This is a genomic window from Maledivibacter sp., assembly GCA_025210375.1.
Lineage (GTDB): Bacteria > Bacillota > Clostridia > Peptostreptococcales > Caminicellaceae > JAOASB01.
The window spans coordinates 156566-182744 of sequence record JAOASB010000013.1; the positions used below are offsets into that span (position 1 = coordinate 156566).

Annotated in this window: 19 protein-coding genes; 2 read left to right on the forward strand and 17 right to left on the reverse strand. The window is 32.5% G+C overall.

Going from position 1 to position 26179, the window contains the following annotated elements; translation table 11 throughout:
- Positions 1 to 5 precede the first annotated feature (5 nt).
- Complete coding sequence (locus tag N4A68_04885; protein MCT4563636.1) at positions 6 to 1754, reverse strand: ABC transporter ATP-binding protein/permease; 1749 nt, start codon at positions 1752 to 1754, stop codon at positions 6 to 8.
- A gap of 505 nt (positions 1755 to 2259) precedes the next feature.
- Here N4A68_04885 and N4A68_04890 point away from each other — a divergent pair.
- Complete coding sequence (locus tag N4A68_04890; protein ID MCT4563637.1) at positions 2260 to 3510, forward strand: 4Fe-4S dicluster domain-containing protein; 1251 nt, start codon at positions 2260 to 2262, stop codon at positions 3508 to 3510.
- Positions 3511 to 3774: 264 nt separating this feature from the next.
- On the opposite strand, the gene N4A68_04895 is transcribed toward N4A68_04890, so the two are convergent.
- The 15 genes from N4A68_04895 to N4A68_04965 form a co-directional block, all read right to left on the reverse strand.
- Positions 3775 to 4620, reverse strand: a complete 846-nt coding sequence (locus N4A68_04895) for a S1-like domain-containing RNA-binding protein (GenBank protein ID MCT4563638.1) — start codon at positions 4618 to 4620, stop codon at positions 3775 to 3777.
- A 104-nt stretch (positions 4621 to 4724) separates the two neighbouring features.
- Entirely contained in the window at positions 4725 to 5030 is a 306-nt protein-coding gene (locus N4A68_04900) for a hypothetical protein (GenBank protein MCT4563639.1), read from the reverse strand.
- Between the two features lie 382 nt (positions 5031 to 5412).
- Positions 5413 to 7302, reverse strand: a complete 1890-nt coding sequence (locus N4A68_04905) for an InlB B-repeat-containing protein (protein ID MCT4563640.1) — start codon at positions 7300 to 7302, stop codon at positions 5413 to 5415.
- Between the two features lie 494 nt (positions 7303 to 7796).
- Positions 7797 to 9542, reverse strand: a complete 1746-nt coding sequence (locus N4A68_04910) for an ABC transporter ATP-binding protein/permease (GenBank protein ID MCT4563641.1) — start codon at positions 9540 to 9542, stop codon at positions 7797 to 7799.
- On the reverse strand, positions 9535 to 11307 hold the full coding sequence (locus N4A68_04915) for an ABC transporter ATP-binding protein/permease (GenBank protein MCT4563642.1): 1773 nt from the start codon (positions 11305 to 11307) through the stop codon (positions 9535 to 9537). Before N4A68_04915 ends, N4A68_04910 begins: the two co-directional genes overlap by 8 nt.
- A gap of 45 nt (positions 11308 to 11352) precedes the next feature.
- A complete protein-coding gene (locus N4A68_04920; protein MCT4563643.1) occupies positions 11353 to 12318 on the reverse strand; it encodes an AraC family transcriptional regulator in 966 nt (321 codons plus the stop codon).
- A gap of 182 nt (positions 12319 to 12500) precedes the next feature.
- A complete protein-coding gene (locus N4A68_04925) occupies positions 12501 to 14105 on the reverse strand; it encodes an ABC transporter substrate-binding protein (GenBank protein MCT4563644.1) in 1605 nt (534 codons plus the stop codon).
- Between the two features lie 26 nt (positions 14106 to 14131).
- Positions 14132 to 14836, reverse strand: a complete 705-nt coding sequence (locus tag N4A68_04930; GenBank protein MCT4563645.1) for a dipeptide/oligopeptide/nickel ABC transporter ATP-binding protein — start codon at positions 14834 to 14836, stop codon at positions 14132 to 14134.
- On the reverse strand, positions 14818 to 15609 hold the full coding sequence (locus N4A68_04935; protein MCT4563646.1) for an ABC transporter ATP-binding protein: 792 nt from the start codon (positions 15607 to 15609) through the stop codon (positions 14818 to 14820). Before N4A68_04935 ends, N4A68_04930 begins: the two co-directional genes overlap by 19 nt.
- 174 nt (positions 15610 to 15783) lie before the next feature.
- Entirely contained in the window at positions 15784 to 16563 is a 780-nt protein-coding gene (locus N4A68_04940) for an ABC transporter permease (GenBank protein ID MCT4563647.1), read from the reverse strand.
- Positions 16557 to 17510 carry an ABC transporter permease gene (locus tag N4A68_04945; GenBank protein MCT4563648.1) on the reverse strand — a complete coding sequence of 318 codons (954 nt, stop codon included), beginning with the start codon at positions 17508 to 17510 and terminating at the stop codon, positions 16557 to 16559. Before N4A68_04945 ends, N4A68_04940 begins: the two co-directional genes overlap by 7 nt.
- A gap of 439 nt (positions 17511 to 17949) precedes the next feature.
- Positions 17950 to 18672: a 2,3-diphosphoglycerate-dependent phosphoglycerate mutase gene (gene gpmA, locus N4A68_04950; GenBank protein ID MCT4563649.1), complete on the reverse strand. Its 723-nt coding sequence runs from the start codon at positions 18670 to 18672 to the stop codon at positions 17950 to 17952.
- Positions 18673 to 18723: 51 nt separating this feature from the next.
- The gene (locus N4A68_04955) at positions 18724 to 19791 is read right to left on the reverse strand and encodes a class I fructose-bisphosphate aldolase (GenBank protein MCT4563650.1); all 1068 of its coding nucleotides are present in this window, start codon (positions 19789 to 19791) and stop codon (positions 18724 to 18726) included.
- Positions 19792 to 20584: 793 nt separating this feature from the next.
- The gene (locus N4A68_04960; GenBank protein MCT4563651.1) at positions 20585 to 21205 is read right to left on the reverse strand and encodes a VOC family protein; all 621 of its coding nucleotides are present in this window, start codon (positions 21203 to 21205) and stop codon (positions 20585 to 20587) included.
- A gap of 87 nt (positions 21206 to 21292) precedes the next feature.
- Positions 21293 to 22276, reverse strand: a complete 984-nt coding sequence (locus N4A68_04965) for an AraC family transcriptional regulator (protein ID MCT4563652.1) — start codon at positions 22274 to 22276, stop codon at positions 21293 to 21295.
- A 1162-nt stretch (positions 22277 to 23438) separates the two neighbouring features.
- Between N4A68_04965 and N4A68_04970 the strand changes: the two genes are divergently transcribed.
- Entirely contained in the window at positions 23439 to 24440 is a 1002-nt protein-coding gene (locus tag N4A68_04970) for a YhdH/YhfP family quinone oxidoreductase (GenBank protein MCT4563653.1), read from the forward strand.
- A gap of 244 nt (positions 24441 to 24684) precedes the next feature.
- Here N4A68_04970 and N4A68_04975 read toward each other — a convergent pair whose 3' ends face one another.
- On the reverse strand, positions 24685 to 26166 hold the full coding sequence (locus tag N4A68_04975; protein ID MCT4563654.1) for a recombinase family protein: 1482 nt from the start codon (positions 26164 to 26166) through the stop codon (positions 24685 to 24687).
- Positions 26167 to 26179 lie beyond the last annotated feature (13 nt).

Below are 26179 nucleotides of genomic sequence, written 5' to 3' on the forward strand. Positions count from 1 at the left end.
ACCTTTTACTGGTTTTTCATCATATCTGCCAGCTGCTGTTTTTTTACAATTGAGTTATATTGTCCATTAATCCCTACTAATTCTTCGTGGGTACCTTCTTCAATTACATTGCCTTCATCTAGAAATATTATATGATCTGAATGCTTTATGGTAGAAATTCTATGGGCAATAATTATTGTGGTCTTGTTCTTTCTTTGAGTCTTTATAGCTGATAGTATTTTCTCCTCTGTATCAGTATCAACAGCCGATACCCCATCGTCAAGTATTAGTATTGGAGCTTCTTTAATTAAGGCTCTAGCTATTGATATTCTTTGCTTTTGTCCACCTGAAAGGGTAATACCTCGCTCTCCTACTAATGTTTCATAGCCTTCTTTAAATTCTATAATATTTTCATGAACACTAGATAACTGCGCATATTTCATTACTTTATCGATTTCTAAGTTATCCACCCCAAAGGCAATATTTCTTGATATAGTATCTGAAAAAAGAAAATTGTCTTGAGGAACATAACCTATATTCTCTCTTAGTTTATTTAAAGGTATTTTCATAATATCTTGATCATCAAAAAATATCCTTTGATCTGGTACATTATATACCCTAAGAAGCAAATTAACCAAAGTAGTTTTCCCAGCACCAGTTCTCCCAATAATGCCAATTGTTTTACCTTGACCGATATTTAGATTGATATTTTTTAGTACGTATTCTTTTGAATTCGGATATTTGAAAGATAAGTTGCTAATTCTAATATTCCCTTTGATGTCTTTAATATCAAGTACTTCATTGGAATCAAAAACCTCAGGAACTTCATCAAGTATTTTTTCAATCCTATCAAGGGAAGCTTTACCTTGAGCAATGACATTTAAGACCATTCCAATGGCCATCATAGGCCATACCAACATAGTCAAAAAATTAATAAAAGCAACAAGTTCACCTAATGAGATTTCGCCAACCATGGTTAATCTACCACCATATATTAAGGTTAAAATTAAGCTCAATCCTACTACCACTGTTATAATCGGTTCAATAGCAGATCTAAGCTTAGCTAGTCTAATGTTTTTATTAAAGTTGTTTTCGTTTGTTTTGCTAAAAGCTTGTATCTCTTTATATTCCTGAATGAATGCCTTAATAACCCTAATACCGGAAAAACTTTCTTGTACCATGTCGGTCATTTCAGCGAAGGCCTCTTGCTTCTCTTTAAATCTTTGCTTCATAAATTTGCTCATGATAAAGCCTTGAAAAATAATTAGTGGAAATGGAATAATTGCTATTAATGTAAGTTTTAAATCCACAATATATGCCATATTATATAAAACTAATGCTATTAATACAGTGGCATCCACTATCATTAAAAGTCCCGGCCCAATAGCCATTCTTACAGCATTAATATCATTAGTAGCATGTGCCATGAGATCTCCAGTTTTATGCTGATTAAAGTATTTTTGAGAAAGCTTCTCAAGGTGACTAAATATTTCATTTCTAAGGCTAAATTCAATATTCCTTGATGCCCCAAAAATCAAGTTTCTCCACAAAAACCTACCAAATCCAATGGAAAAACCGATTAAAAGAAGATATAATGCTTTATTTACTAAGTATTGCTCCTTTACTCCACCTTCTACAATCCCATCGGTTATATTTCCAATTATTATTGGAACCTGTATCTGCAATAAATCTACAATGATTAATGCAATAACTCCTATCAAAAATGCCCAGAAATATTTTTTATAATACTTATTTAAATATTTTCCAAAAATCATTTTTTATCTCCTCATTATTTATTTAGGTTAAGAATGTATATAGATATTGTAGTTAAAGAGTTAGTTTATACACATCAAAAATCCCAAGGAACATCGGATATTTTAATATGTATAAATTACGATTTACTTGGAACTCTCTATAGTTTATACTAAATTCACAAAATGATGTAATAATCGAGATCAGCGTAAATATTTTACCATATAAGGAATCATTCAACAATGACTCAAATCTTTTATATGAACAAAATCCAAGTTATACAAATTTGTAATATTTATATAAAGCTTAGGATAAATCTTGATTCATATATGTTGGAATATCCCATATTTCCGGGGAGTTTTCATGGCCATAAATCAAAGTTTTTACTTAAATACCCATAACAATTGTAAATAAAGTCATTATTTTTAATTTTAAAAAATTGATAATAATGATACAATTAAGAATAGGTGGTCAATATTTGCCGATAAAATTTATGCTTTTAAATGTATCTTAGACGGAGGGATTATTTTGAGCAGTTCTTTTCACTCTGTAATTCTTAAAGAAGATTTATGCATCGGATGTACAAACTGTATAAAAAGATGTCCTACAGAAGCTATTAGGGTTAGAAATGGAAAAGCTAATATCATAGAAAGTAAATGTATAGATTGTGGAGAATGTATTAGACGATGTCCAGAACACGCCAAGGACAGCGTCTCCGATTCTCTAGATAAAATCAAATCCTTTAAGTATAAAATTGCTTTACCTGCCCCAAGCCTCTATTCCCAATTTGGTGAAAAAGAGGATCCTGGTAAAATCTTAGCTGCCTTAAAGCATATTGGCTTCGATGAAGTATTTGAGGTGTCTAGGGCAGCAGACATAGTTTCAGAATATACGAAAAAAATAGTCGCTAAATCAGATAAGAGACCATTACTTTCTTCATCTTGTCCTGTTGTAGTTAGGCTTATAGAGGTTCGATTTCCAAATCTTATAGACCATATATTACCTATAGATTCTCCTGCCGAAATAGCCGCAACTATAGCTAGAAAACAGACCTTAGAAAAACTGCAGCTTGATGCTTCGGATATAGGAATATTCTTTATTAGTCCTTGTCCATCAAAGGTAACTAGTGTAAAAAGTCCAATAGGCTCAAAGAAATCCTCTATCGATGGGGTTATATCCTTTAAAGAAATATATCCTCATATTATCAGAAATCTTAAATCTGTTGAAGAACCCTTGCCCTTTTATTTATCTGGAAAAGCTATTGGATGGGCAAGATCTGGAGGAGAGACCTTTTCACTGGGCATAAGTGATTATATTTGTGTTGATGGAATCGAAAACGTAATAAATATTTTGGACGACATAGAGGATGGTCGTTTAACGGGAGTTAGATTTGCTGAACTCCTATCATGTACAAACGGATGTGTAGGTGGAGTATTGGCAATAGAAAACTCTTTTATTGCTAGGAATAGAATCCGACGGTTAGCAGAAAAATATGGAGCTGAAGAACCTGAATTAAACTACGACCTATCCGATGAGGATATCTATCTTCAAGAAAAAATTACGCCTCGCAAAAACAATGTTTTTGGAGATAATTTTGTTGAAGCTATGAAAAAAATGGCTAAATGTATGGAAATAAAAGAACAGCTTCCAAGACTAGACTGTGGTGCCTGTGGCTCACCTTCATGTCAAGCTATGGCGGAGGATATAGTACTAGGTCAAACAACTCTCGACGATTGTATGGTTCTTTTCAAAAAAAAATATGAGAATCAACTAAAATAAAGGTTGGTTACATGAACCTTCCTTTATTTTTCATAATAAACTTAAATTCGAGAACCCAATGCACTATCCCCAGTTATTATCATATTATTATTTCCCCTTTTTGATTTTTTTCTATAAATGGGTAATTATTAAAATCATATATGCTAGATTTTATACCCATACCACATATGGAACACCTTAACCCATTCATTTTACCTTCCCCCTTAAAAACTATACAATTTCAACCAAAAAACACCTATATCCAAATATAGATGTTTTTAATACTTATACCTTTGAAACTAACTCGATACCTGTTTTAGTAATTCTAATTTTTTCTTCTTTTAACAATCTACCTACAGCTCTCTTAAATGCACGTTTACTCATATTTAATTCAGCTTTAATCATGTCTGGGGAACTATGGTCATTTAAGGATAATTTTCCGCCCTTTAAATTTATTTTATCCAATACTATTTTTGTATCATCATCCATTTGCTTATATGCCTTTTTTCTTAAGCTTAAATCTAATTTCCCATCTTCCTTTACTTTAGTTATTCTAACTTCTACTTTGTCACCATATTTATAGTCGCCATATAATTCCTTATTGGGTATTAATCCTCGATATTTATTATCAACTGCTACAAACGCACCTATCTCCTTAGCTATGCCATAAATAGTCCCATTAACTTTGTCATCTTCCTTGAATGGAGAACTATTACTTAAATCCTTATTAATATTCATAGTAGCACATAACCTGTCACTCTTATCAATATAAATTCCAACTAAATATTTTCTTCCCTTGATAACTCTGCTTGTCTGTTCTTTAAATGGCAAAAATAAATCCTTTTCTAATCCCCAATCTAAGAAAGCCCCGATTTCTGTGGTTTCCACTACTTCTAATGATTCTAGCTGCCCAATTGTCATCTTAGGTTTTCTTGTTGTAGCTATCATTCTATCCTCGGAATCCCTATAAACAAAAACCTCTATTTCGTCTCCTATTTCAATTTCTTCCGGTACCTGCTTTCGTGGTAAAAGTACATCCTCATCACTCATATTTAACTTTGAATTTAAATAAGCCCCTGCTTGCTTAAATCTAACAACCTCTAATTTCTGTACTTTTCCTAATTCTATCATCTTTTCACCTTCTTTAATTAATATTAGCTTTTCTACCATATCTATGGAATATTTTAATATAAATATCCCAGTCAAAACCTTAATTTTAGGGAAATCTATAGATATTACTCCTTAATATGTTCCCAAAGCCCGTTATTGTTATTAGTATGACCTATCCGTATTTGTTTGATAATATGCTCCCCTTCAAGCTCGTATAATGAATCCGTTACATAACCTATATCTTTATTATAAAAAATACTTTTATGTATATTATAAGCAGAAGCAGTATTTTCAGTATCAACAATAAATTCAACAATCTTCAGCTTATCTATTTGTCTTTTTCTATAAAAATAAAATTTCACCAAGGAAACTAAGAACATAAACAATATTAATGCACTTATATAGATGGCTATTTGAAAAATGCAAGACAAACAATCACTCCAATCATCCTATGTCGCAATGTAATATTATCATGTATAGGTAATATTAACAAGCTAAATAAATTGAATATAGATAAAAACTTAATGACATTCAAATCTTAAATTTAAAGTCAGATTACTACTGACAATAGAAGAATGACTACATTTATTGTAGTCATTCTTTTATTGTATATCTAATATTTTTTGTCTTAATATAATTGATTATACAACTTTATTATATATTTGCTAGCTGTGTGATTATTAGCGTGTAGAATTTCAACTTTTTAACCCTGACCACAATCTTATTGCAAAGAAAGAAAGTCAACTCCAGACTTTTAGATCTCTTTCTTTGTAGCAAACGCCAATTTTCCTCTCTCCTAACTGTCCCATTCGTTTATGGTGTTGTCACAGTAATCGTATATGTCTTTACGGTTCCATCCTCTGCTGTTACTTCTAATACATCCTTATCTGCTAATTTTGCATCTGATGCCTTTGCTGTATCTCCATTTGCTGTACTCTGACCTGTTACAAATACTTTCAATGTTGCCTTTGAATTTCCTTTTGTAAGATTCGCTAAGAATGTTTGTACATCTACATTTGTTGTTATCGCTGTACTGTTTCCAACTATTGTTCCTCCATTATTATCTACCGTATATTCGCTGGATGATACTGTCGCGTCATTACTTTGATGAACATTACTTTTTGTAACTGCTACCTTATTAACAAACTGAACTACTTTATTGTTACCATCTACTGCTGCTATACCTATATTTTTACCGTCCGCAACTACTATTAAGTTTGCTTGTGATGCTGTTAATGTATTTCCTACATAGGCTTTCCAATCAGCTCCTACATTTGGTGTGGCTACTGGATTAGCATCACCACTTACTACATATAAGAATTTTGTTGCTCCCTGGGGTAATGCTGGCATTGTAATACCTGTTTTATCATTACTCATAGTATCATCTGCTACCGTTACATTTCCTAACTGTGGTGCTGCTATTTGTACCGCTGTCCACTGTGCATATACTGTTATATTTGCTGTTATTTTAGTACTTGCAGTAAATGCTGTACCACTTCCATCCGCTGCTGTATTCCAGCCTCCAAATATATAGTTTGCTTTAGTTGGATTTGTTGGTAGTGTTATAGTAGCTCCCGATATAATATTTGTAATCGCTGATACACTACTTCCACCTTGACTATCAAATGTTACTGTATATTTCTCTACTGCCGATTGTTCATCGTACTCTTCATAAATATCAAGTTCATCATCATCTTCATCATACTTATACTTAGCTGCTATGTCGTTATCTTCATCTACTACCATAATCTTAACATCTTTTTCATCAAATACATCATTAACTTCTTTAGCTATATCTTCGATAAATTTTCTAAAATCGCTATCATCTCTATTAAACCATTTAGATGAATGTCTATCAAAGTTTTCCCCTTCCATTTCTACTGTGATATAACTTGAATGTTTTGATAGGTTATAGCCAAATTCTAAATCATACTCACCATCTGTATACTCATCATAATCATCATCAAGTATATCTTCTATATCATCAACATCTATATCATTGTCATATTCGGACTTTGTTCTAAGCTTATTTCTGCCTTCATCGTATTCATATTCTGCAACTTCTTTAGAATGTTTATCCTCTACTTCAATGCGAACATCCTTATTTAAATATCCTGCAATGGTCTCAGCAATATCCTCAACAAAATCTTCAAACTCATCATCATCTCTTTTTTCCCAGTCCGAAGAAGTTTTAGTAAAATCTTCACCCTTCATTTCTAACTTTATGTAACTATGACCACTAGACAAATCATATTCAAATTCTAGCTTTTCTTTTCCCCCAGTATAATCTTCATAATCTCTATTGAGTTCATCTTCAATGTCTTCAATACTATTCTTATTGACTATTACATAGGGTGAATTATAGTTTTGAAAATTATAATTCTGATTATTTTGATTATAGTATGGCAAAGCGGAATATTGATTCTTATTAGTTAAGCTTACGGTTTTTGTATTGTCATCCCATGAAACATCAAAGCCTAGATAGTTAGAAACATCTTTCAACGGCACATATATTGAACCACCGTATATTAATGGCTCTTTAGAAAGGTGTACATAACTTCCATTAATATTAACTTTTATATTGTAAAACCAAGCAGTTATTTGCTTACTATAACCTGCTCCAAATGAAATACTCCCGCCTATTAAAGTACTTAACAGTAGTATCATGATAACATTTCTCATTATTTTTTTTCTTTTCTTCATCGGCTTTCCTCTCCCCCATCAAAAATTTTGAAATTCATAACTTTCGTTATAGATATTTTCATAAAGACCTTGGGCTTCCCATTCCAACCCCTTTTAAGTGTGGAATATTTACTTATTGAAAATATTAGTTTTATTATACAAGACTATTATAGATATTTCAGTTAAACAATTAATTTATACACATCAAAAATCCCTAAAAACATCGGATATTTTGAGATGTATAAATTAAGTTTAACTTTGGGAAATCTATACAGATATTCCAGTTAAACAATTAATTTATACACATCAAAAATCCCTAAAAACATCGGATATTTTGAGATGTATGAATTAAGTTTAACTTTAGGAAATCTATACAGTACATTAATATATCGTCATAAACAAGAAAAAACTTTAATCGATACTAAATTAGTCGTATATCAATTTATATAAACACTGACATACGACTAATAAATTATCTTACAATATTTATCCTGTTTGAATAAAATAAAATTTTTTTACATATTCCACCCCTCTGCCTTTTTTCTAATTTCCACAAATTTTTTATATATACCCTCTTTTTGGATCAAATCCTCATGCATACCAGATTCAGCGATTTTACCTTCATTCACAACGAGAATTTGGTCTGCATTTCTAATTGTCGCTAATCGGTGTGCAATTGTAATAATCGTTTTTCCATGGGTAAGTTCAGAAATAGCGGACTGAATGAGATGCTCATTTTCTGGATCAACAGAAGCTGTAGCCTCATCAAGGATAATAATAGGTGCATCCTTAAGCATTGCCCTGGCTATAGAGATCCTTTGTTTCTCCCCTCCCGATAAGGATGAACCACCTTCTCCAATCATTGTATTATATCCATTTGGAAGTTCACAAATAAATTCATGACAACAAGCTTTCTTAGCAGCCTCGTAAACCTCTTCATCCGATGCGTCGGGTCTTCCAAAACGAATATTATTTATTATGGTATCGTTAAAAAGATAAACGGATTGAAAAACCATACTTATATTTTTAAGCAAGCTATCGCAGGTATATTCCCTTATATCATATCCTCCAACAGTAATAGACCCACTATCAAAATCATAGAATTTAGCGATCAGATTACAAAGGGTTGTTTTCCCACTGCCTGAAGGTCCAACAATGGCAGTTGTTTTATTCTGAGGAATTGTAAATGACACATTATCAATAACCTCTCTTTTATCATAGGAAAATGATACGTTTTTAAAAACAATATTATAATTCTCAGGATTAAGTTCTCTGCCTTTATCATCAATATATTCTTCATTCTTAAGTTTATCCATCTGATCCATTGCCACATCGATTACACTTAGAACATGGGCAGAATCACTTATGGGCTCAATCCCTTGAAAAATGCTAAATGAAAACATACAAAATACTAGCATAGTATGGAATTCCATTTGTCCAACAAATGTAAGATATGATGTTGAAGCTACAAGTCCTACAGATGCAAGTTTTAACATCACCATATGTAAGCAATTGCTTGGTGTAAAACTTTTTTCTATCTTTATATTTATATCCTTGCTTTCCGTACAAGCGTTTTTCATAGCTTCAATGCTAATGCCCTCCTGCCCAAAGGATTTTACAATCGAAAGTCCTCTAGCATATTCAATTGCAGAATTTGATAAATCTTTATTCGCTTTTTCTAATACATCGGCATTTTTTCGGCTTTTATTAGAAATTTGCTTTAAGAAAACTGCCGATAGAGCCACTCCTATAATAGCAATTAAGGAAACAAGGGGATTATAAAATGCAAGAAAAATAAATATGCACAGGGCATTTAAATAACCGCTTATAAAGGTATTAATCATTCTAATTCCCATCATTTCAAGAGTATCTAGCCCTGTGGTCACTGCATTTACAATATCCCCTACACTATTTTTATGAAAATATCCTAAGGAAACTCTTTTTAATATATTCCCTACTGCAAGTCTATCCCGGGCAGCAAGCTCATAACTAATACTCTCTTGATATCTTGCACGAAAATAATCAAATATGAATCTAAGAAAAATAAGAATGGCTATAATTACAAAGGATAACCATATCCATTCCTTATTAAAGCTATTTTTCCCATTAACATCTTCAATAAGCATTCCCAATGTATAGGCCGCTACCAAAATAGGCATCGCTGCAAACCATGTGGAAAAAAAGGAAAATACAAAACCAATATATAGTCTCCCCTTAAACTCTCCACACCAGTCTATAATTCTTTTCACAGTTCTAAACATTCCTACCTGCCTCCTTTGCACCAACAGCCCAAACCTTTGCCCCAATATGAGCCTTCCACATACTACAATATAAAGGGCAGTTTTCAAGCAATTCATCCTGTGTACCTGTCTGCACAATATTTCCGTTTTTCAATACAACAATTTGATTTGCATTTTTTATTGTAGAAAGGCGGTGTGCAATAACAAGCAGGGTTTTTCCCTTGGTAAGTGCAGATATAGATTTCTGGATTTTATCCTCATTTTCTGGATCTGTAAATGCTGTGGCCTCATCTAAAATAACAATTGGCGCATTTTTAAGTATCATTCTAGCAATTGCAATTCTCTGCTTTTCTCCTCCAGAAAGCCGGTTACCTGCATCCCCAGCAGATGTCATATAGCCATTATCTAATTTATCTATAAATTCATCACATTGAGCTGCCCTTGCGGCAGCATAAACCTCTTCATCTGTAGCCTTTGGATTTCCCAGACGAATATTTTCTAAAATAGAACAATTAAAAAGAAAATTATCCTGTGTGACAAAGCTCACAATATTACTAAGCTGAGAAAGAGGAATGCTCTTTATATTTATCCCTCCGATTGTGATATTTCCACCTGTTACATCCCAGAACCTTGAAATAAGCCTTGCCACGGTAGATTTGCCTCCACCAGAGGGCCCAACTAATGCCGTGAAACTACCTTCCTTAATTTTTAAATTTATACCATGCAAAACTTCATTATCTTTGCTATATCCAAAATGGACATTATTCAGTTCAACTTCAAACCCTTTAATTATAGCTGGTTCATGGGGTTCAGGTAATTCTTCCATGTCCAAAAACTCCTTTACACTGTTTATTACATAACCCATTTGTCTAATTTCTTCTGCAAATACCTCTAGCCTCACCAAAGAACCAACCATACTCATAGAAAGTAGCATACAAATGAATATCTGTGCTGGATTAAGAATATCCTTTGTATAGAGAAATAGTCCCATTGGAAGGGTTCCCAACAATGTTGATGGGAACAAAGCAAAGGTAAGCTTCATAGGCACCCATGTGGATGAAAGCCAATCCAAAATAAATGTCTTGAAATCCAGAATAGCCTTTTCAAACTTTTCATAGGAATTCTGTGATTGCCCAAATGCCTTTACAACTTGTATTCCTTCAATATATTCCACAATGACGCTGCTAACGAAATTAGCTGACTTCATGTATTTATCATGCTTTTCTCCATTACCTCTCATCAATATTGAAAAAGGAATCATAGAAAGGGGAATGGTTATAAGAGAAGCAAATGCTATTCTCCAATCGAAAAACAATAGAGTTATGAATACCACAACAGGAAGAACGAAATGTCCTGTACCTTCCGGGATCATATGGGCAAGAGGCGGTTCTACATTTTCAATCCTATCCACCATCATATTTTTGATCTCACCGATGGTTTTGTCTGCAACATTTCCAAGGGGCGCATGCATAAACTTATTCACTACACTCATACGCAATCTTTCAAGGATCGTATACGCACCTTCATGGGAAAGCATAGTAGATATTCCAAAACATATTACTTTTACAAGATACCCTAGTATAGAAATACCTGACCATATTAAAATTGTATGTACATCAATTTCGTTATAAATAAAGGCTAGTAAAATCTTATATACTGCAAAATAGGGAATGAGTCCTGAAAGGACACTTATAATTGATAAGATAACCGATGCAATAATTTTTCCTTTACAAAAACTGGCATAATTCATAAGAACAGAAAGCCAGCTTTCACTTCTTCTTTCCATATTGTTTCTTACCTTCCTTCTTTCTGTATTTTAACTTTTGAGTATTTATAAAGTCTCTCCCTTCCCAATAATACTTTTCCTATATTCCATTGGGGATACCCTCATCTCTTGTTTAAATGCAGCTGAAAATTTACTTGGGTTTTCATATCCAACTTGCAGAGCAATTTTGGAAACATTCAACTTTGTTGTTCTAAGCATGCCCGCCGCTTTATTCATCTTATACTTTCTTATATAAGTAAAAATAGGGTCCCCATAAATCCCCTTAAAACAATTTTTCATTCCTGTCAATGAAATGTCATATTTTCTAGCTAATTCATCTAGGGTATAGCTTCTCTGCAAATTACTTATAAGCATATTATGAATTGCCTTTACCTTCTCTGTTTGAGCTTTATAAAAATATGGCCTTTCATCGGTATTTTGAGAAAGCTCAAGTCCATCTAAAAATAGTAGCAACTCAAATATCTTAATCTTAAAATAATAATCTCTTATCCTTTGGGGAACTGTATAAAGTTCTGAGAATATGTGGTCAATAGGTTTCACATTTCGTATAATGAAACTATGGTCTTTTGAAAAATATTTATTTTTCAAATCATTCATTGATACTGGAAAATCAGGAAATATTTTTTTCAATTCTTTGTCGGCTTTTTCTATTTCAAAAATAATATTCATTCCATGATAGTTAGACAGGGGAAAGAAAAAATTAGAATCATGCTTATATCTATCATCAATTTTTAAATCCCCGCTTTTAATATAACAATAGGTGCCATTTTCCATTTCCTGCTCTATTCTTCCTTCTCTGCAATGATCAACACACAATAAATCTTTATCTGTGAAAAATTCAGATTTACAACTACTCATATGAAAATCATTATACATTATCATGATTCCATTAAAGACATGATACATTGTCATCATTCCATAGCCATCTTCGCTTTTGAATTTATAAATCTTGCAGTTTCTTCCCTCAGTAATAAGCTCCATATCTTTCTGTAGCTTTATATTATTGAACATTAAACCACCTCTCATAAGTTAGTGCTATCTAACAAAATTTCAATCATTACACCTGTTCTCACAAAAGCAGTATATATCTAATACATATTTATTTCAACTCTACAGGGGCAACTATAATCCGATTAGACATTTACTTTATCAAAAAAAAATAGGCAACAAAGTAGCTGCCTATTTTTATCAACCTACTGTTTCGGAGTCAACTTAGTAATATCGAAAAATTCAGAGAACCCATAGAAATTATAACCAGAAATTTTATTCTCATTGTAGACTATTTTTTCCTTGATATAGGTTATTGGAATATCAATTACTTGATCATTACTAAAGTTAATTATATAATCAAAAGCTTCTTTTACCTTATCATTGCTACCCGATGTTAGGTAATTATTAATGGCAGAAATGACCTTTTCTTTATCCTCATGCTTAGAAATAGCTGCCATACCTGCAGAACTATCAAGCCAAGGATTAAAGTATCTTTGGGGAAGGGTAGCTCCTTCGTTTGTATCCCAAATGGTCAAATCAAATTCCCCACTATAATCTGCTTTCCACCAAAGCATTTGCTCAAGTCCTTTGATTTCCAGATCTATTCCAGCCTCAGAAAGCTGACTTTTAATGACAGTAGCAATATTGCTATTGATATCCACTTCCTCTGGATAAGTGAATACAAGCTTCAATGCTTTACCATTTTTTTCTCTCACACCAGTTGATTCATTTACCATCCATCCCGATTCATCCAGTAACTTTTTTGCTTTTTCTATGTTATAGTCCCAATTATTATTCATACTACAATTTGAATACGCAATACCATCGAAAAACAATTTATCAGCCACTTCTTCATTTCCATAGGTAAGTCCTTCTGAAATAGCTTTTTTATCAATTGAGTGTGCAATTGCCCTACGCACATTTAAATCTGAGCATAGTTCACTTGAAGCATTTACAACTATATTTCTTGTACGCTCATTTTGATTAGCCATGATTCCTTTCATTGAAGGAATAGTAGATGACTGTGCATAATCATCATAGGTAAGTTGTGCAGTACCAAAGATTAGATCAATTTCTCCTGTTTGCAATGCCTTTACCCTTGAAGATGATTCTGGTATGTACTTGACAATCACTTCATCATAATATGGTGTTTCTTTCCAATAATTTTCATTACGAGTAAATTTGGTATATTCGCCCTTTTTAAATTTAGTATAAACATAGGGCCCTGTTCCAACGAAGGATGTCAATACTTTATTCTCTTTATCAATGCATTTTGGAGAAGGCATACCTAAGATATCCGGAGAACTTAAATCTGAAATCACTCCAAAATAAGGATTTTTATAGTTAATTTCTACTACATATTCACTAGGAGCTTCTATATTATTTATAGTCGAAATCCCTTTCATAAAGGCACAGTTCGGAATAGACCTATAAAATTCAAGAATTTCCTTTACTGCTGAAGCATCAAATTTCTCTCCATCATGGAAAGTTATTCCCTTTCTAAGCTTCATTGTTAGAATTGTTTTATCATCATTCCATTCCCAGCTTTCCGCAAGACCCGGCTTATACTCGCCGTCCTCATAAACCACAAGGGTTTCATAAATCATCTTTTGAGCGATAGTAATGATGGGACTCATTCTGAGGGTAGTCATATTATCAAGCTCACCTATTGACGCGAGTTTAAGGATCTTTTCATCTTCTATCTTACCGCTATCAATAACATCTTTACTTTGATTCCCTCCGCAACCAGTAAAACCTATAACTAAGCATACAACTGTTAAAATAAATAGTACTAGTTTTTTCTTCATTATTATAATCCCTCTCTTTTATTATTTTATTTTTTTATAACGGCAGTTTTTGTAAACTTACCTTTTTCCATAAAATATATTTCATCGGCAATTCTTTTAGCATGGTTTATATCGTGGGTAACAAAGAAATAAGAACAACCGTATTTTTCCCTGTAATCCCTTAATAGACAAATCACTGAATCAGATGATATTAAATCCAGTCCACTTGTAACTTCATCAAGAACTAAAAATTCTGGATGAACTGCTAAGGCTCTCAGCAAAGATATTCTTCTTTGCTCACCTCCTGACAAACGGCTTACGGGTGTCTTAAGTAAGCCTTTATCTAAACCAACACTATCCATGAGATTCTTTAAAACTGATTTCCTTTCTTTTCTATTAAACTCCGTAAGATTAATAAGGGCCTCTTCCATATTATGATATACAGATAACCTAGGATTTAATGTTCCAGATGAATCTTGAAATACAGCCTGTAAACTTTTTCGGTGCTTTTTCCACTTTGAAAAGCTCCACTTAGATGTATCTTCATTGGAAAACATAACCTTACCCTTTGTGGGTTTTTCAAGTCCTATAATGAGCCTTGAAAGAGTGCTTTTTCCACTGCCACTTTCCCCCATTATCGCGATACTTTTTCCCTTTTCCCATTCTAAATTCAAATCTTGCAATACAGAGAATGAACTGTTTTTATCCGTTTTATAGGTCTGTGTAATATTGATCAACCTAATTCCATCCAACAAAGCTCCTCCTCCCCCATGTTTTTATAGCAACTTGAAAATCCCTTTGTCCATTCTTCTCTTGGTTTTGACAATAGATTTTCCATTGTATCAACTTCCACAATATGACCTTCATCTAAAACCGCCACGGTTGTACAAATATTCTTTAAAGCCTCAACATCATGGGAAACAAATAATATTCCTGCATCACTACAATGCCTTAAAAGCAACTCCAACATAAGCTGCCTATTCTCGGGATCAAGGGAAGATGTCGGCTCATCTGCAAAAATATATTTTGGTTTCATCCCTATTAAGATTGCCATTGCTACTCTTTGTAACATACCTCCCGAAAGCTCTGATGGAACAGCATTTATTATTCTTTTGGTATCGGCTAGATTCACAGCCTCAAGGGTTTCAATAGTTAAATTTACAGCTTCTTTCTTTGACAATTTTAATTTCACACGAAAGGTTTCTTCCATTTGGGCCCCTATTTTCAAACGGGGATCAAAGGAAGTCATTGGACTTTGTGGGATATAACCGATTGTTGTACCACATAAATTTCTATGATCTTTCTTTTCTAATTCAATCAAATTTTTCCCATCAATATATATATTTCCAGAGGATATTTTACATTCCTTACTCAGAAATCCCATAACAGCTTTTATAATAGTTGTTTTTCCTGCTCCACTTCTACCTGTTAATCCTATTATTTTTCCTTTTTCTAAGGCAATAGAAAAATCCAATAAAATTTTTTTCCTTCTTGTTCCTATATTAATATCTACTATTTCAAGCATTTTTTCCTCCTTATACCCGATGGCTAGACTAAAAGCTATAAAATTTTAGTTTTGAAAATATGGTATAGATAAACAACATTAAGCCTTAAAATATATTAAACCTTGAAGTTGTTTATCTTTATAATCCTTTTAAATATACTATCCTAATTCCCATCTAAACCCTAGGATTCCTTCCTATTTAACCTGTTCATTACCTAGGACATTAAAAGAAACAGTACACAAGAAGACCACTATAATAGGATAAACTATCATTTCTGGCCTAATCATAGAAACCTTTTGAGCTTCTAAAATCATACTTCCCCAGTCAATAACAGAATCTCCAAAACCAAGGCCCATGAAGGAAAAACCTGTGATCATCATGATCATATGTCCACAGGAAAGACTTAAAAATCCCATTACCTCTGGTAACACATTAGGGAAAATATGTACTAATAGTATTCTACATTTAGATGCTCCCGAGGCAACTGCACACATGACATATGCCTTACTATATTCTATTTCTGTTTTTGCCTTAACCAATTTTATAACTCGTAAAAATAAGGATAACCCAACGGCTATCATAGTGGTAAATACGCCACTCCCCCATGCCCCTAAAAATACAATTAAGTATGCCATAGGTGGTAAAGCGGTTACAGCATTTAAAATACTCTCTCCTATAACTCCAGTTGTTCTCTTTGTAGAGCCCATTAAGAGTCCTATGGGAACTCCAAATAGGATTATAATAATAGAACTTAAAAACACAATCCCTAAGGTGGTTTGTCCCCCATATAAAATTCTAGAAAAAACACAACGTCCCATGGCATCGGTTCCCAGTGGATATTGAAGACTGTTTTTTTGTAATCTTATGCTAAGGTTAACCAAATGAGGATCATTTGGCGTGAATAAAAAACCTAAAGCAGAAAACGCCAGAATTATAATACAAATGAAATATGATAATTTGTGTCCTTTTAACATAGTGCATCTCCACTCTTAATCAACTTATTTTTCTGTAGAAGCTCCTGTACATAATCTGATAATACATTAAATATAACAAGCATAACCGCAAGAAATAAAACAGAAAGATGTATCATAGGTGAATCACGATTTAAAACACTATCAATAATTAGATATCCTAGTCCAGGCAAGGAAAAAACTCTCTCAATCATTGCTGCCCCTGCAAGGGTTAGCCCAATACTTTGTAAAAAGCTGGGTACGAGGGCAATAATTCCATGTGCTATGGTATGATTAAAAAGAATTCTTATCTCTGATAATCCCCTGCATCGAGCATAAAATACATAATCACTATCGGATTCTCTTTCCAAATTTCTGAATAACAATCTAGCATAAAAGGCCATTGGAGCTATGGAAAGACAAATCGCAGGATGAAAATATTTCATAAAGCCAACATTTCCAGCAACTGAGATAGCTCCCCATTTCACAGCAAATATATCAAGATATACACTTGCAATATAAAACCCAGGAATTGAAATAGCACTAAGGGTTAGTAGTGAGAAAAACATTCCAACCTTCTTTTCCCTTAGCAGATATAACAGGGGTCCAAATAGAATTATACCTATAATTTCTAATATCATTGCTATAAAGACTACTTTTATCGTTACGGGTACTGCATTTAGGAGCTGATCCCAAACAGGTTTGCCATCCACTAAGGACTTGCCAAAATCCAATTTCAAAGCATTTTTCATCCAGTTCCCATATTGAACAATGAAGGCCTTGTTTAGTCCCATATCAGAACGGATTTGTGCTATTTGTTCCGCACTAGGATTCATCATAGCCCTTCTTGCATATGCTGTTGCTGGATCTACGGGTGACATACGCATAAGCCCAAAGGATAATAGGCTTACTATTAGAAAGGTTAATATAACTTCCAGTATTCTTTTAAATGTAGGTTTAAATTTTGACATACTGTCCCTCCACAACGAGTATTTAAATTGAATATAGTTAGATATATCTAACTGAAAAACACAAAAAAAAATAGTTTACTCAACTATTGACAATAGTACATTAATTATAATCTTTTATCTACTCTGATTAGTCAAAATCAATCCAATTAGACAACGGATTTGACATTTCATTTTTGGGACATTAGCTTTACCTTTTCTTTTTTTATTGAGAACAATTCCAATATAACTTTAATATTTACAATATTCCCTTTAAGCCTATATTTATAATAGCTATTCCACTTATTTCCCGCAAACTAGCTTCAAAGGGCTTACAAATAAATGACTTTATATTTACCTTTAGGAATCTCATATTTTATAATGAAGGGTAGAAATCTATTTGTAAGCCCTTATACTAATTTATACTTACCAAAATATAGGATATTTCTTTAAAATTCTCAATTTAGACGTTTCCAGCTAATTCATTATTTGATTCATGGGAAACTTCAAAATATTTATCTTTAATATTCATTTTATTATCAAATTCATATACTAATGGAACTCCCGTAGGTATATTTAATTCTACTATTTCTTCCTTATTTAAGTTTTCAATATATTTTACAAGTCCCCTTAGACTATTGCCGTGGGCAACAATTATTATTCTTTTCCCTTGCTTCATTAAAGGATATATATTTTCATTCCAATATGGTATAACTCGATTAATAGTAGATTTCAGGCTTTCCCCTAATGGCAATTCATCCTCCGGAATATCTTTATATTTTATATCGACCTTCGGGTACATAGGATCATTTTTAGACAGCATTGGTGGTGATACATCATAACTTCTTCTCCATAGTTTTACTTGATGTTCTCCATGCTTTTTTGCAGTTTCACTTTTATTTAGTCCCTGCAGTCTACCATAATGTCTTTCATTTAACTTCCACGTTTTCTGTATTGGTATCCAATGCAAATCCATCTCATCTAATATTATATTAAGAGTTCTTACGGCTCTTTTTAAATATGATGTATAGGCCATATCAAATATATAGCCTCTATCTTTTAGGATTCTGCCAGCTTCCCTTGCTTCTTCAACACCTCCTTCAGATAAATCAACATCCGTCCAACCAGTAAACTTATTTTCCTTATTCCATAAACTTTGTCCATGTCTCACAAGTACAATTTGCATGATAAAAATCCCCCTTATAAAAACAAATCCCTACATCACTTATATATATTTCTATGCTATTGTAATATCTTTATTTAAATAAACATCCTGAATAGCGTTAATAATGCTTATTCCCTCATTCAATGGTTTCTGGAATGCTTTTCTTCCAAGAATTAATCCACTTCCCCCTGCTCGCTTGTTAATCACAGCAGTTTTTACGGCTTCGGCTAAATCATTTGCCCCCGATGGGCCACCTGAATTAATCAATGGAATTTTACCCATATAATTATTTATTACTTGATATCTAGTAAGGTCAATAGGATTTTCTGAGCAAAGTTCTGTATATATTCTTTCATCGAATTTCCCATAATCGCTTTTTCCCATATTTAACGCCTTAAATCCACCATTATTAACTGGTAATTTTTGTTTTATAATATCAGCACCAATTGTTACTCCTAGGTGATTTGCTTGACCTGTAAGATCCGCTGAGGAATGATAGTTTTTATCCTTATTAAATTCATCATTTCTTAAATAACACCATAGGATAGTGAAAAGTCCTTTTGAATGTGCATATTCAAACATTTCACTTATCTCAACGATTTGTCTGTTAGACTCTTTAGAGCCAAAATATATAGTAGCCCCTATTCCTACAGCTCCCATATTATAGGCTTGTTCCACAGAAGCAAAACGTATTTGATCATATGTATTGGGAAAGGATAATAATTCGTTATGATTAATTTTAACAATAAACGGTATTTTGTGGGCATATTTTCTTGATACAATGGATAATACTCCTAATGTAGATGCAACTCCATTACACCCGGCTTCTATTCCAAGTTTAACAATACTTTCGGGATCAAAATATATTGGGTTTTTAGCGAATGATGCCCCTGCGGAATGTTCAATTCCTTGGTCAATAGGTAATATAGATATATACCCAGTTTTTGCCAACCTTCCAGAATTATATAAACTACTCAAATTTACTAAAACTCTATTATTTCTATCTGATCGCATAAAAACATTATCAATAAAATCCTCATTTGGAAAGGTTATTTGTTCCTTTTTGATTTTAGGATTGCTAAATTCCAGAAGTTTATAATCAGCACCTAGTAAATCCTTAATCTTCTCAATACTTAACATTTTAATCATCCTTCCTAATAACTTTATTATATTAAGTTTGATCCTTACAAATTATTAAAGGTAATCCCCAAGAATAAATGATATTGATTTTCAATATCATTTATTCCTAAATTATAAACTATTTCCATTTGCGATGTCAATAATCTCCATTACATAAAGCTACATCCTTGTTACTGTACCTTGTCTAATATTAAACTAGTTCAACTTTCTCACTACGAAAAAATATGGTTATATATATGGCATCAGATAAAATCTTATTTAAAAATTTATTGAAGGCTGCTATTCAGAGACCATAGAGAGTTTAGGGTGAATCTTAATTTATACATATAGAAATATCTGATATTTCTGGGGATTTTTGATATGTATAAATTAAAGTTTTGACTGGAATCTCTATGTTACTCATCTAAAATAGATACTAAAAACCCTTGAACTCAAGCATAAAATTCAAGGGGTTACATCTATTATATTCAATTTTTCAACTCAAAGCCTAGTGCAAATTGACATGTTTACACGTACCATATCTTATAGGGATCCTTTTATTTTTATACTCCTTTTTTAGGTATCTTAAAACATAATTTTCTCTATTTCCACCACAGAAAAGAAAACTGAATAAACGCTAGTGAAATTAATGATTTTTACGACATATGATAGTGTCAAGTCAGGACAAATAATATCAATATGTACACAATCCCAACGGGTTCTTGACTAACAAATATGACTTTTACTTCAAAACATAAGTAGAAATATAGTTTTGTCTGTCCTGTTCTGAATTATACTTGTTTATAAGTTTGATTTAATTCATATACTGGAACTCTAAATCTTTAACTCCTACACCTACAAACAACTTAAGTCCTTCATCATCACATAACTGCTTAATAACAGGAACAAATTCCTCTTTAGTCCCAAAAGAAACACTTTTTATCCGTTTTACTCCATTTGGATGCACGTAATCCTTTGAAGGTCTTACATTAATATTAAACTTGGTTCCCAAAACTGGAATCTCCAGATCATAAGGAAAAAGACCTTTAAACCGCAATTTTCTATTCTTTGTGTCTGTCCTCCCTGATCTTAACTTTAGATATTTTAGATTTGCTTTGTCAAGGATTTTCTGCTCAATATCCACATCAAACCTGTCATTTTCTAAGGCAACCCCAATTAATCCTTCTTTGGAATCATCCCAAATATTAAGTCTATGTACAAAATCTTTTTTACCCATAAATACAAATATTTTTTTTGCAAAAGAAGGCATCCCTGTATTATGTAATAATTCAAGATATGGTCCTTCTGCAAAATATATTAAGGCATTACAAGGATTTTTATTCTTGCCATATTCAACTGTAAAACCTTTATTAGTATATTCATTTACAGCCGCATCTAAGTCATTTACTTTATATATAATATGTCCTAACTTCATTTTTGATTCCTCCTATTCTTTTATTTCAATTTTTCTTTACAATCTTTTGAGTATTCTAACAGTGTTTTACTCCAATGTTCCATATCATCATCCTTTCTCATAATGTTTATTTCTATTTCTTTTTCTATACTCTTTAGGCAACAATCCTATAATCTGTCTAAAAGCACCTGAAAATTTACTAGGATTAGAATATCCAACTTTTAGCCCAATTTCCGCAATTGACAGCTCCGTCAAAAGTAACTCTTTAGCTGCATAACTCATTCGATATTCACGCATATAGGTATTAACCGGTTTACCATATACCCCTTTAAAACAACTTGTCATGGCTGTCAAAGGTATTTTGAATTCATCTGAAAGCTCATTAAGAGTATAATGATGCTCCAAATCATCAACCATTAGTCCCTGTATAAGCTTCACTTTCTCCACGTCTGATTTATGAAAGTAGGAATATTCGTCTACTCCTAATAATTCGTCTTCTTCAACAGAATCCAAAACCAATAATAATTCTAGAATCTTAATAGTCGCATAAGTACTCTTATTCTTCATTGTTACATCCCTTAACGATTCAAAGATACTGTTGAGTTCAGTATAATTTTGAATAAAGCATGGATAAGAATGGTCTAAAAACTTATCTCTTAACTTTTTTAAGTTCACTGGAAAGCTAGGAAAGCATCTTTCAATTGATTCCTGCGCTTTTGGTAAAAACAATGCTATACTCAAAGAATGATAATGATTCAACGGAAAAAAATAACCATCTGCACTTTTCATACGACTGTCTACACTTATATCTCCTGGTTTGTGATAAACAAAAACTCCTTCATCCACTGAACATTCAAGCCTGCCTTCATAACAATAATCAATGGCCAAACAGTCGATATCTCGCCGATCTTCGCTAACGACACCATTCATATGAAAATCACTGAATATTAAACTGATATCCTCTAATACTTCATATATGGAAATAATGCCTTCTCCCGTTTCATTACGCATGATATATACTTTTGAATCCTCATTCTCAACAACCGACACCGATGCATTTAAAGTGTTTGTTTCAAATCCATTCACTTTCATTTAACTCCTCCAAAGTTAGCCTTAATTAACACAATATAGCAATATATTACACTAGGTATATATATAAGTCTACTCCACTTCATCGTTAATACTCCATTTCATTGTCAAATTATACTTTCGATTTTCTTATCAATGTTTCAAATAATTGTTAGAATTCTCCACATCCTTTGTTTATCACGTTCCGATAATTCTATCTCGATTTTTCAATCATATATATCCTTAGGTTTTCTCTATAGGCCTGTTTGCTTGTTTTTTTCGATGACTTCATTTGATATATTTTCGAGGTAGAGATTTAGTATGTCTTCAAAGGTAGATTTCCCATTGTATTGTTTTCGTATTTTTATTGGTATTTTCATTTCTATTATTTTTTTGTATAAGAAATCCCCTACTTCTCTAATTGAGCTATAGGGGATAATGTTTAGATTTTAATTGGGTTATTGAAATAGTAAAAAAGAACCGATGGTTAGTCGATTCTTATATTTAAAGTAGTATATCCAAAAGCGTTCTCACCCATCTTCTTTAGTATCGTTATATTTATCATAATTACTTTTTCTAGTTTTTTCAAAGGTTTTAAAATATTTAAGCAGCAGTTAGTCTGCTTCGTAAAAGACGTGTATATTCTCTCCCAAATATACACGTATATTTTCCACTACATATTTTTAAGTTTTTTGAACGTATTCCCACATACCATATCATATAGCAATTCTTATCGTTATACTCCTTTTTAGGTCAAGTATTGATATTCAAGAACGTATTGTACTTATAAGAGGCAAAGGTAATAAAGAACGAATTATGTACATTTCTTCTGATGCTGTTATTTCCCGTCTTAAAAAGTGGCTTTGTATAAGAAACTCATTTAATCCACAATCAGAGGCATTATTTTTAAATAAATATGGTACACACTTATCAATTTATTTAGTGTAGGTTGAAAAATCAGGAAATATTGAGGCGTAAGAAATTTTGATATTAAAAGCTGTCCAATTGAGGCATACTATTATTTATTATGAATAAACTGGTCATTTGTTTTTATTAATATAGAAATATAGATGTACAAAAAAAGATATCACTAACACATATCAATTCACAATAACTGTTTGACTCGAAACTATTATTTTCCTACAAGTAGTCTGATATAAAACTAATATAAAAAGGAGTGTTTTAGTTGACTAATAGCAACTTTAAAGCTATGTTAGTGTCAGAAATAGAAGAAAAAAACTTTGAAAGAAGAATTATTGATAGAAGGATTAAAGACCTACCAGAAGGAGATATACTAATAAATGTGAAATATTCTTCTCTGAACTATAAAGATGCTCTTTCTGCTATAGGCAATCGAGGAGTAACAAGAAATTATCCACATACTCCTGGAATTGATGCTTCAGGAATTGTAATGGAAAGCAATAATAATTATTATAAAGTTGGAGATAAGGTTATTGTGACAGGATTTGATTTAGGAATGAACACATGGGGAGGCTTTGGAGAGTATATTAGAGTTCCTGCTGAATGGGTTCTTAAGCTTCCTAAAAATCTTTCACTAAGAGAGAGTATGATCTATGGTACTGCCGGATTCACTGCTGCTTTATCAGTTTATAAAATAGTAAATTCAGGTATCAAACCTGATGATGGAGATATATTAGTAACAGGTGCAACTGGAGGAGTAGGTAGTATAGCTATTTCAATCTTAAGTAAAATTGGTTATGATGTCATTGCTGCTACAGGAAAAACTCATGAAAGGGAAATGCTCTTAGGAGTTGGTGCAAAGGATATAATTCATAGGAAAGAAATAGATGACGATTCCGGAAAAGCTCTTTTAAGGGGAAGATGGGCTAGTGTAATAGATACAGTTGGTGGAAATATGTTAGCTACAGCAATTAAATCAACTAATTATGGTGGTTGTGTGACATGCTGTGGAAACGTAGCCGCTCATGAATTTTTAACATCTGTATATCCCTTCATTCTAAGAGGTGTAACACTATTTGGAATCGATTCTGTTAGGTGTCCTATGGATATTAGACTTAAGATTTGGAAGAAATTATCTTCAGATTGGAAAATCAGTGATCTAAATGATAATGTAGATGAAGTCTCATTAGAAGGATTGGGTAAAAAAATAGATCTGATCTTAGAAGGTAAACATAAAGGTAGAACTATAGTTAATCTTGATTTGTAGATTGGAGGATATTTATGAGATATCAAGGCACAATCTATCCTCCTCCAAGTGAATTTGATAGCCTAATTATACAGGCTCCATAGGTTGTCCTCATAATAATCGCAAAAGTGTGTAAATTCCTTGGTTATTAGCAGTCTACCCGATGGAATCTCGTCACTGTCTCCACATGAGTTGGATTATGGTCGCTTAAGATTTAAGCTTTATTGAAGGTTTTAAGATATGCTTTAAATCCTTGATTTCACTACTATTCTATAAGTTTAGCAAAGTTATATATGATTTTAATTTCTTGGTTTTCACCTATTATTATTTTATCTATAAACATATTGACTACTTCTCTTGTTATGTTTTCAAAATTTTTATAGCTATCAAATAGCTTGGTTATTCTATCTAGTTCCTCATGCTGTTCTAATTTTTTATTCAATATATTTTTTATTTCTATCAGCTTTAGTTCTATAGCATTACTTTCTTCGTCTAGCTTTGTTGTTGCAAGGTCATAGGCTTCTTTTGTTAGTTCATCTGTGCTGAATTTTATTATTAGCTTTGATTTTATTTCTTTTATCTCCTGTAGCCTTGCTTCGTATTTTGTCCGCTTGTATTTGGCTGTCTTTTCACTGGCTTGAATCTTCTTGTTGATACTAGCTTTGATTTTTTCGTAGTCATTGAATTTATCTGCAAACTTCTTTAGGTCTTTTTGTAGGATTTCTTTTAAGGTGCTTTCCTTTATTTTATGAGTGTTACAGTGATTTCTCCCATATTTCTTGAATGTTCCACAGTAGTAACTCTTATGACTTTTTATTAACCAAAGTTTTTTTCCACATTCTCTACAAAATAGTTTGTCACTGAATAGATGTTTTTTTGGCGTTGCTCTGACTCTGGATTTTTGGCTTCTTTCCTGCATTATTTGCTGTACTAGCATGTATTTTTCTTTTGATATTATTGGTTCATGGCTATTTTCTATGATGACTGGCTCTTTGTTTGGTATCTTGTCTTTTGTTGTTATGTCTTTTGTTGTTATGTCTCTTGTTGTAGATACACATTGGCTTAAGATTCCTGTATAGTGAATATTTTTTAGTATGAGCTTTATGGTTGTACCGTGCCATCTCCTCCCCGCATTCTTTTTTTCTTTTATTTGGGAAGGTGTTGGATAGCCTTGATTTGTTAGCTCTCTCGCCATGTATTCTGTTCCATACCCTTCTATGTACATTTGATAGATTTTCTTTACTACTTCTACTGTTTCATCGTCTCTTGGAATAAGTTGACCACTTTTTATGGTATATCCATAGGGTGGGTCTCCTGATAGGAATTCTGCTCTTAGGGCTTTTGAGCGTTTGGCTGATTTTATTCTCTTGGATATTCTTCTGCTTTCATCTTCGTATAGCCAAGCAAACAGTCCATATTTGCTTATATCATCTTCTAAGGTATTGATTGAGCCATCTAAGCATATGATGTGGATGTTATTTGCCATTATAACTTGTTTAAATTCATGGCTTATCCCTATGTTTCTTGCTGGTCTTGATAGTTCTTTTGCTAGTACTACGTCAAATTTCCCTGCCTTTGCATCTTCAACCATTTCTATGAATCCAGATCTTTTTCCATGTGTACCAGAGTCTACGTCTTTGTATATTTTGTAGAGTGTCCAACCCTTTGCTGATATGTATTTTATGAACATATCCTGTTGGTTTTGTAGTGAAGATTCTTGCTCTATGTGTTTTGTTGATACTCGTATGTATATCGCTGCT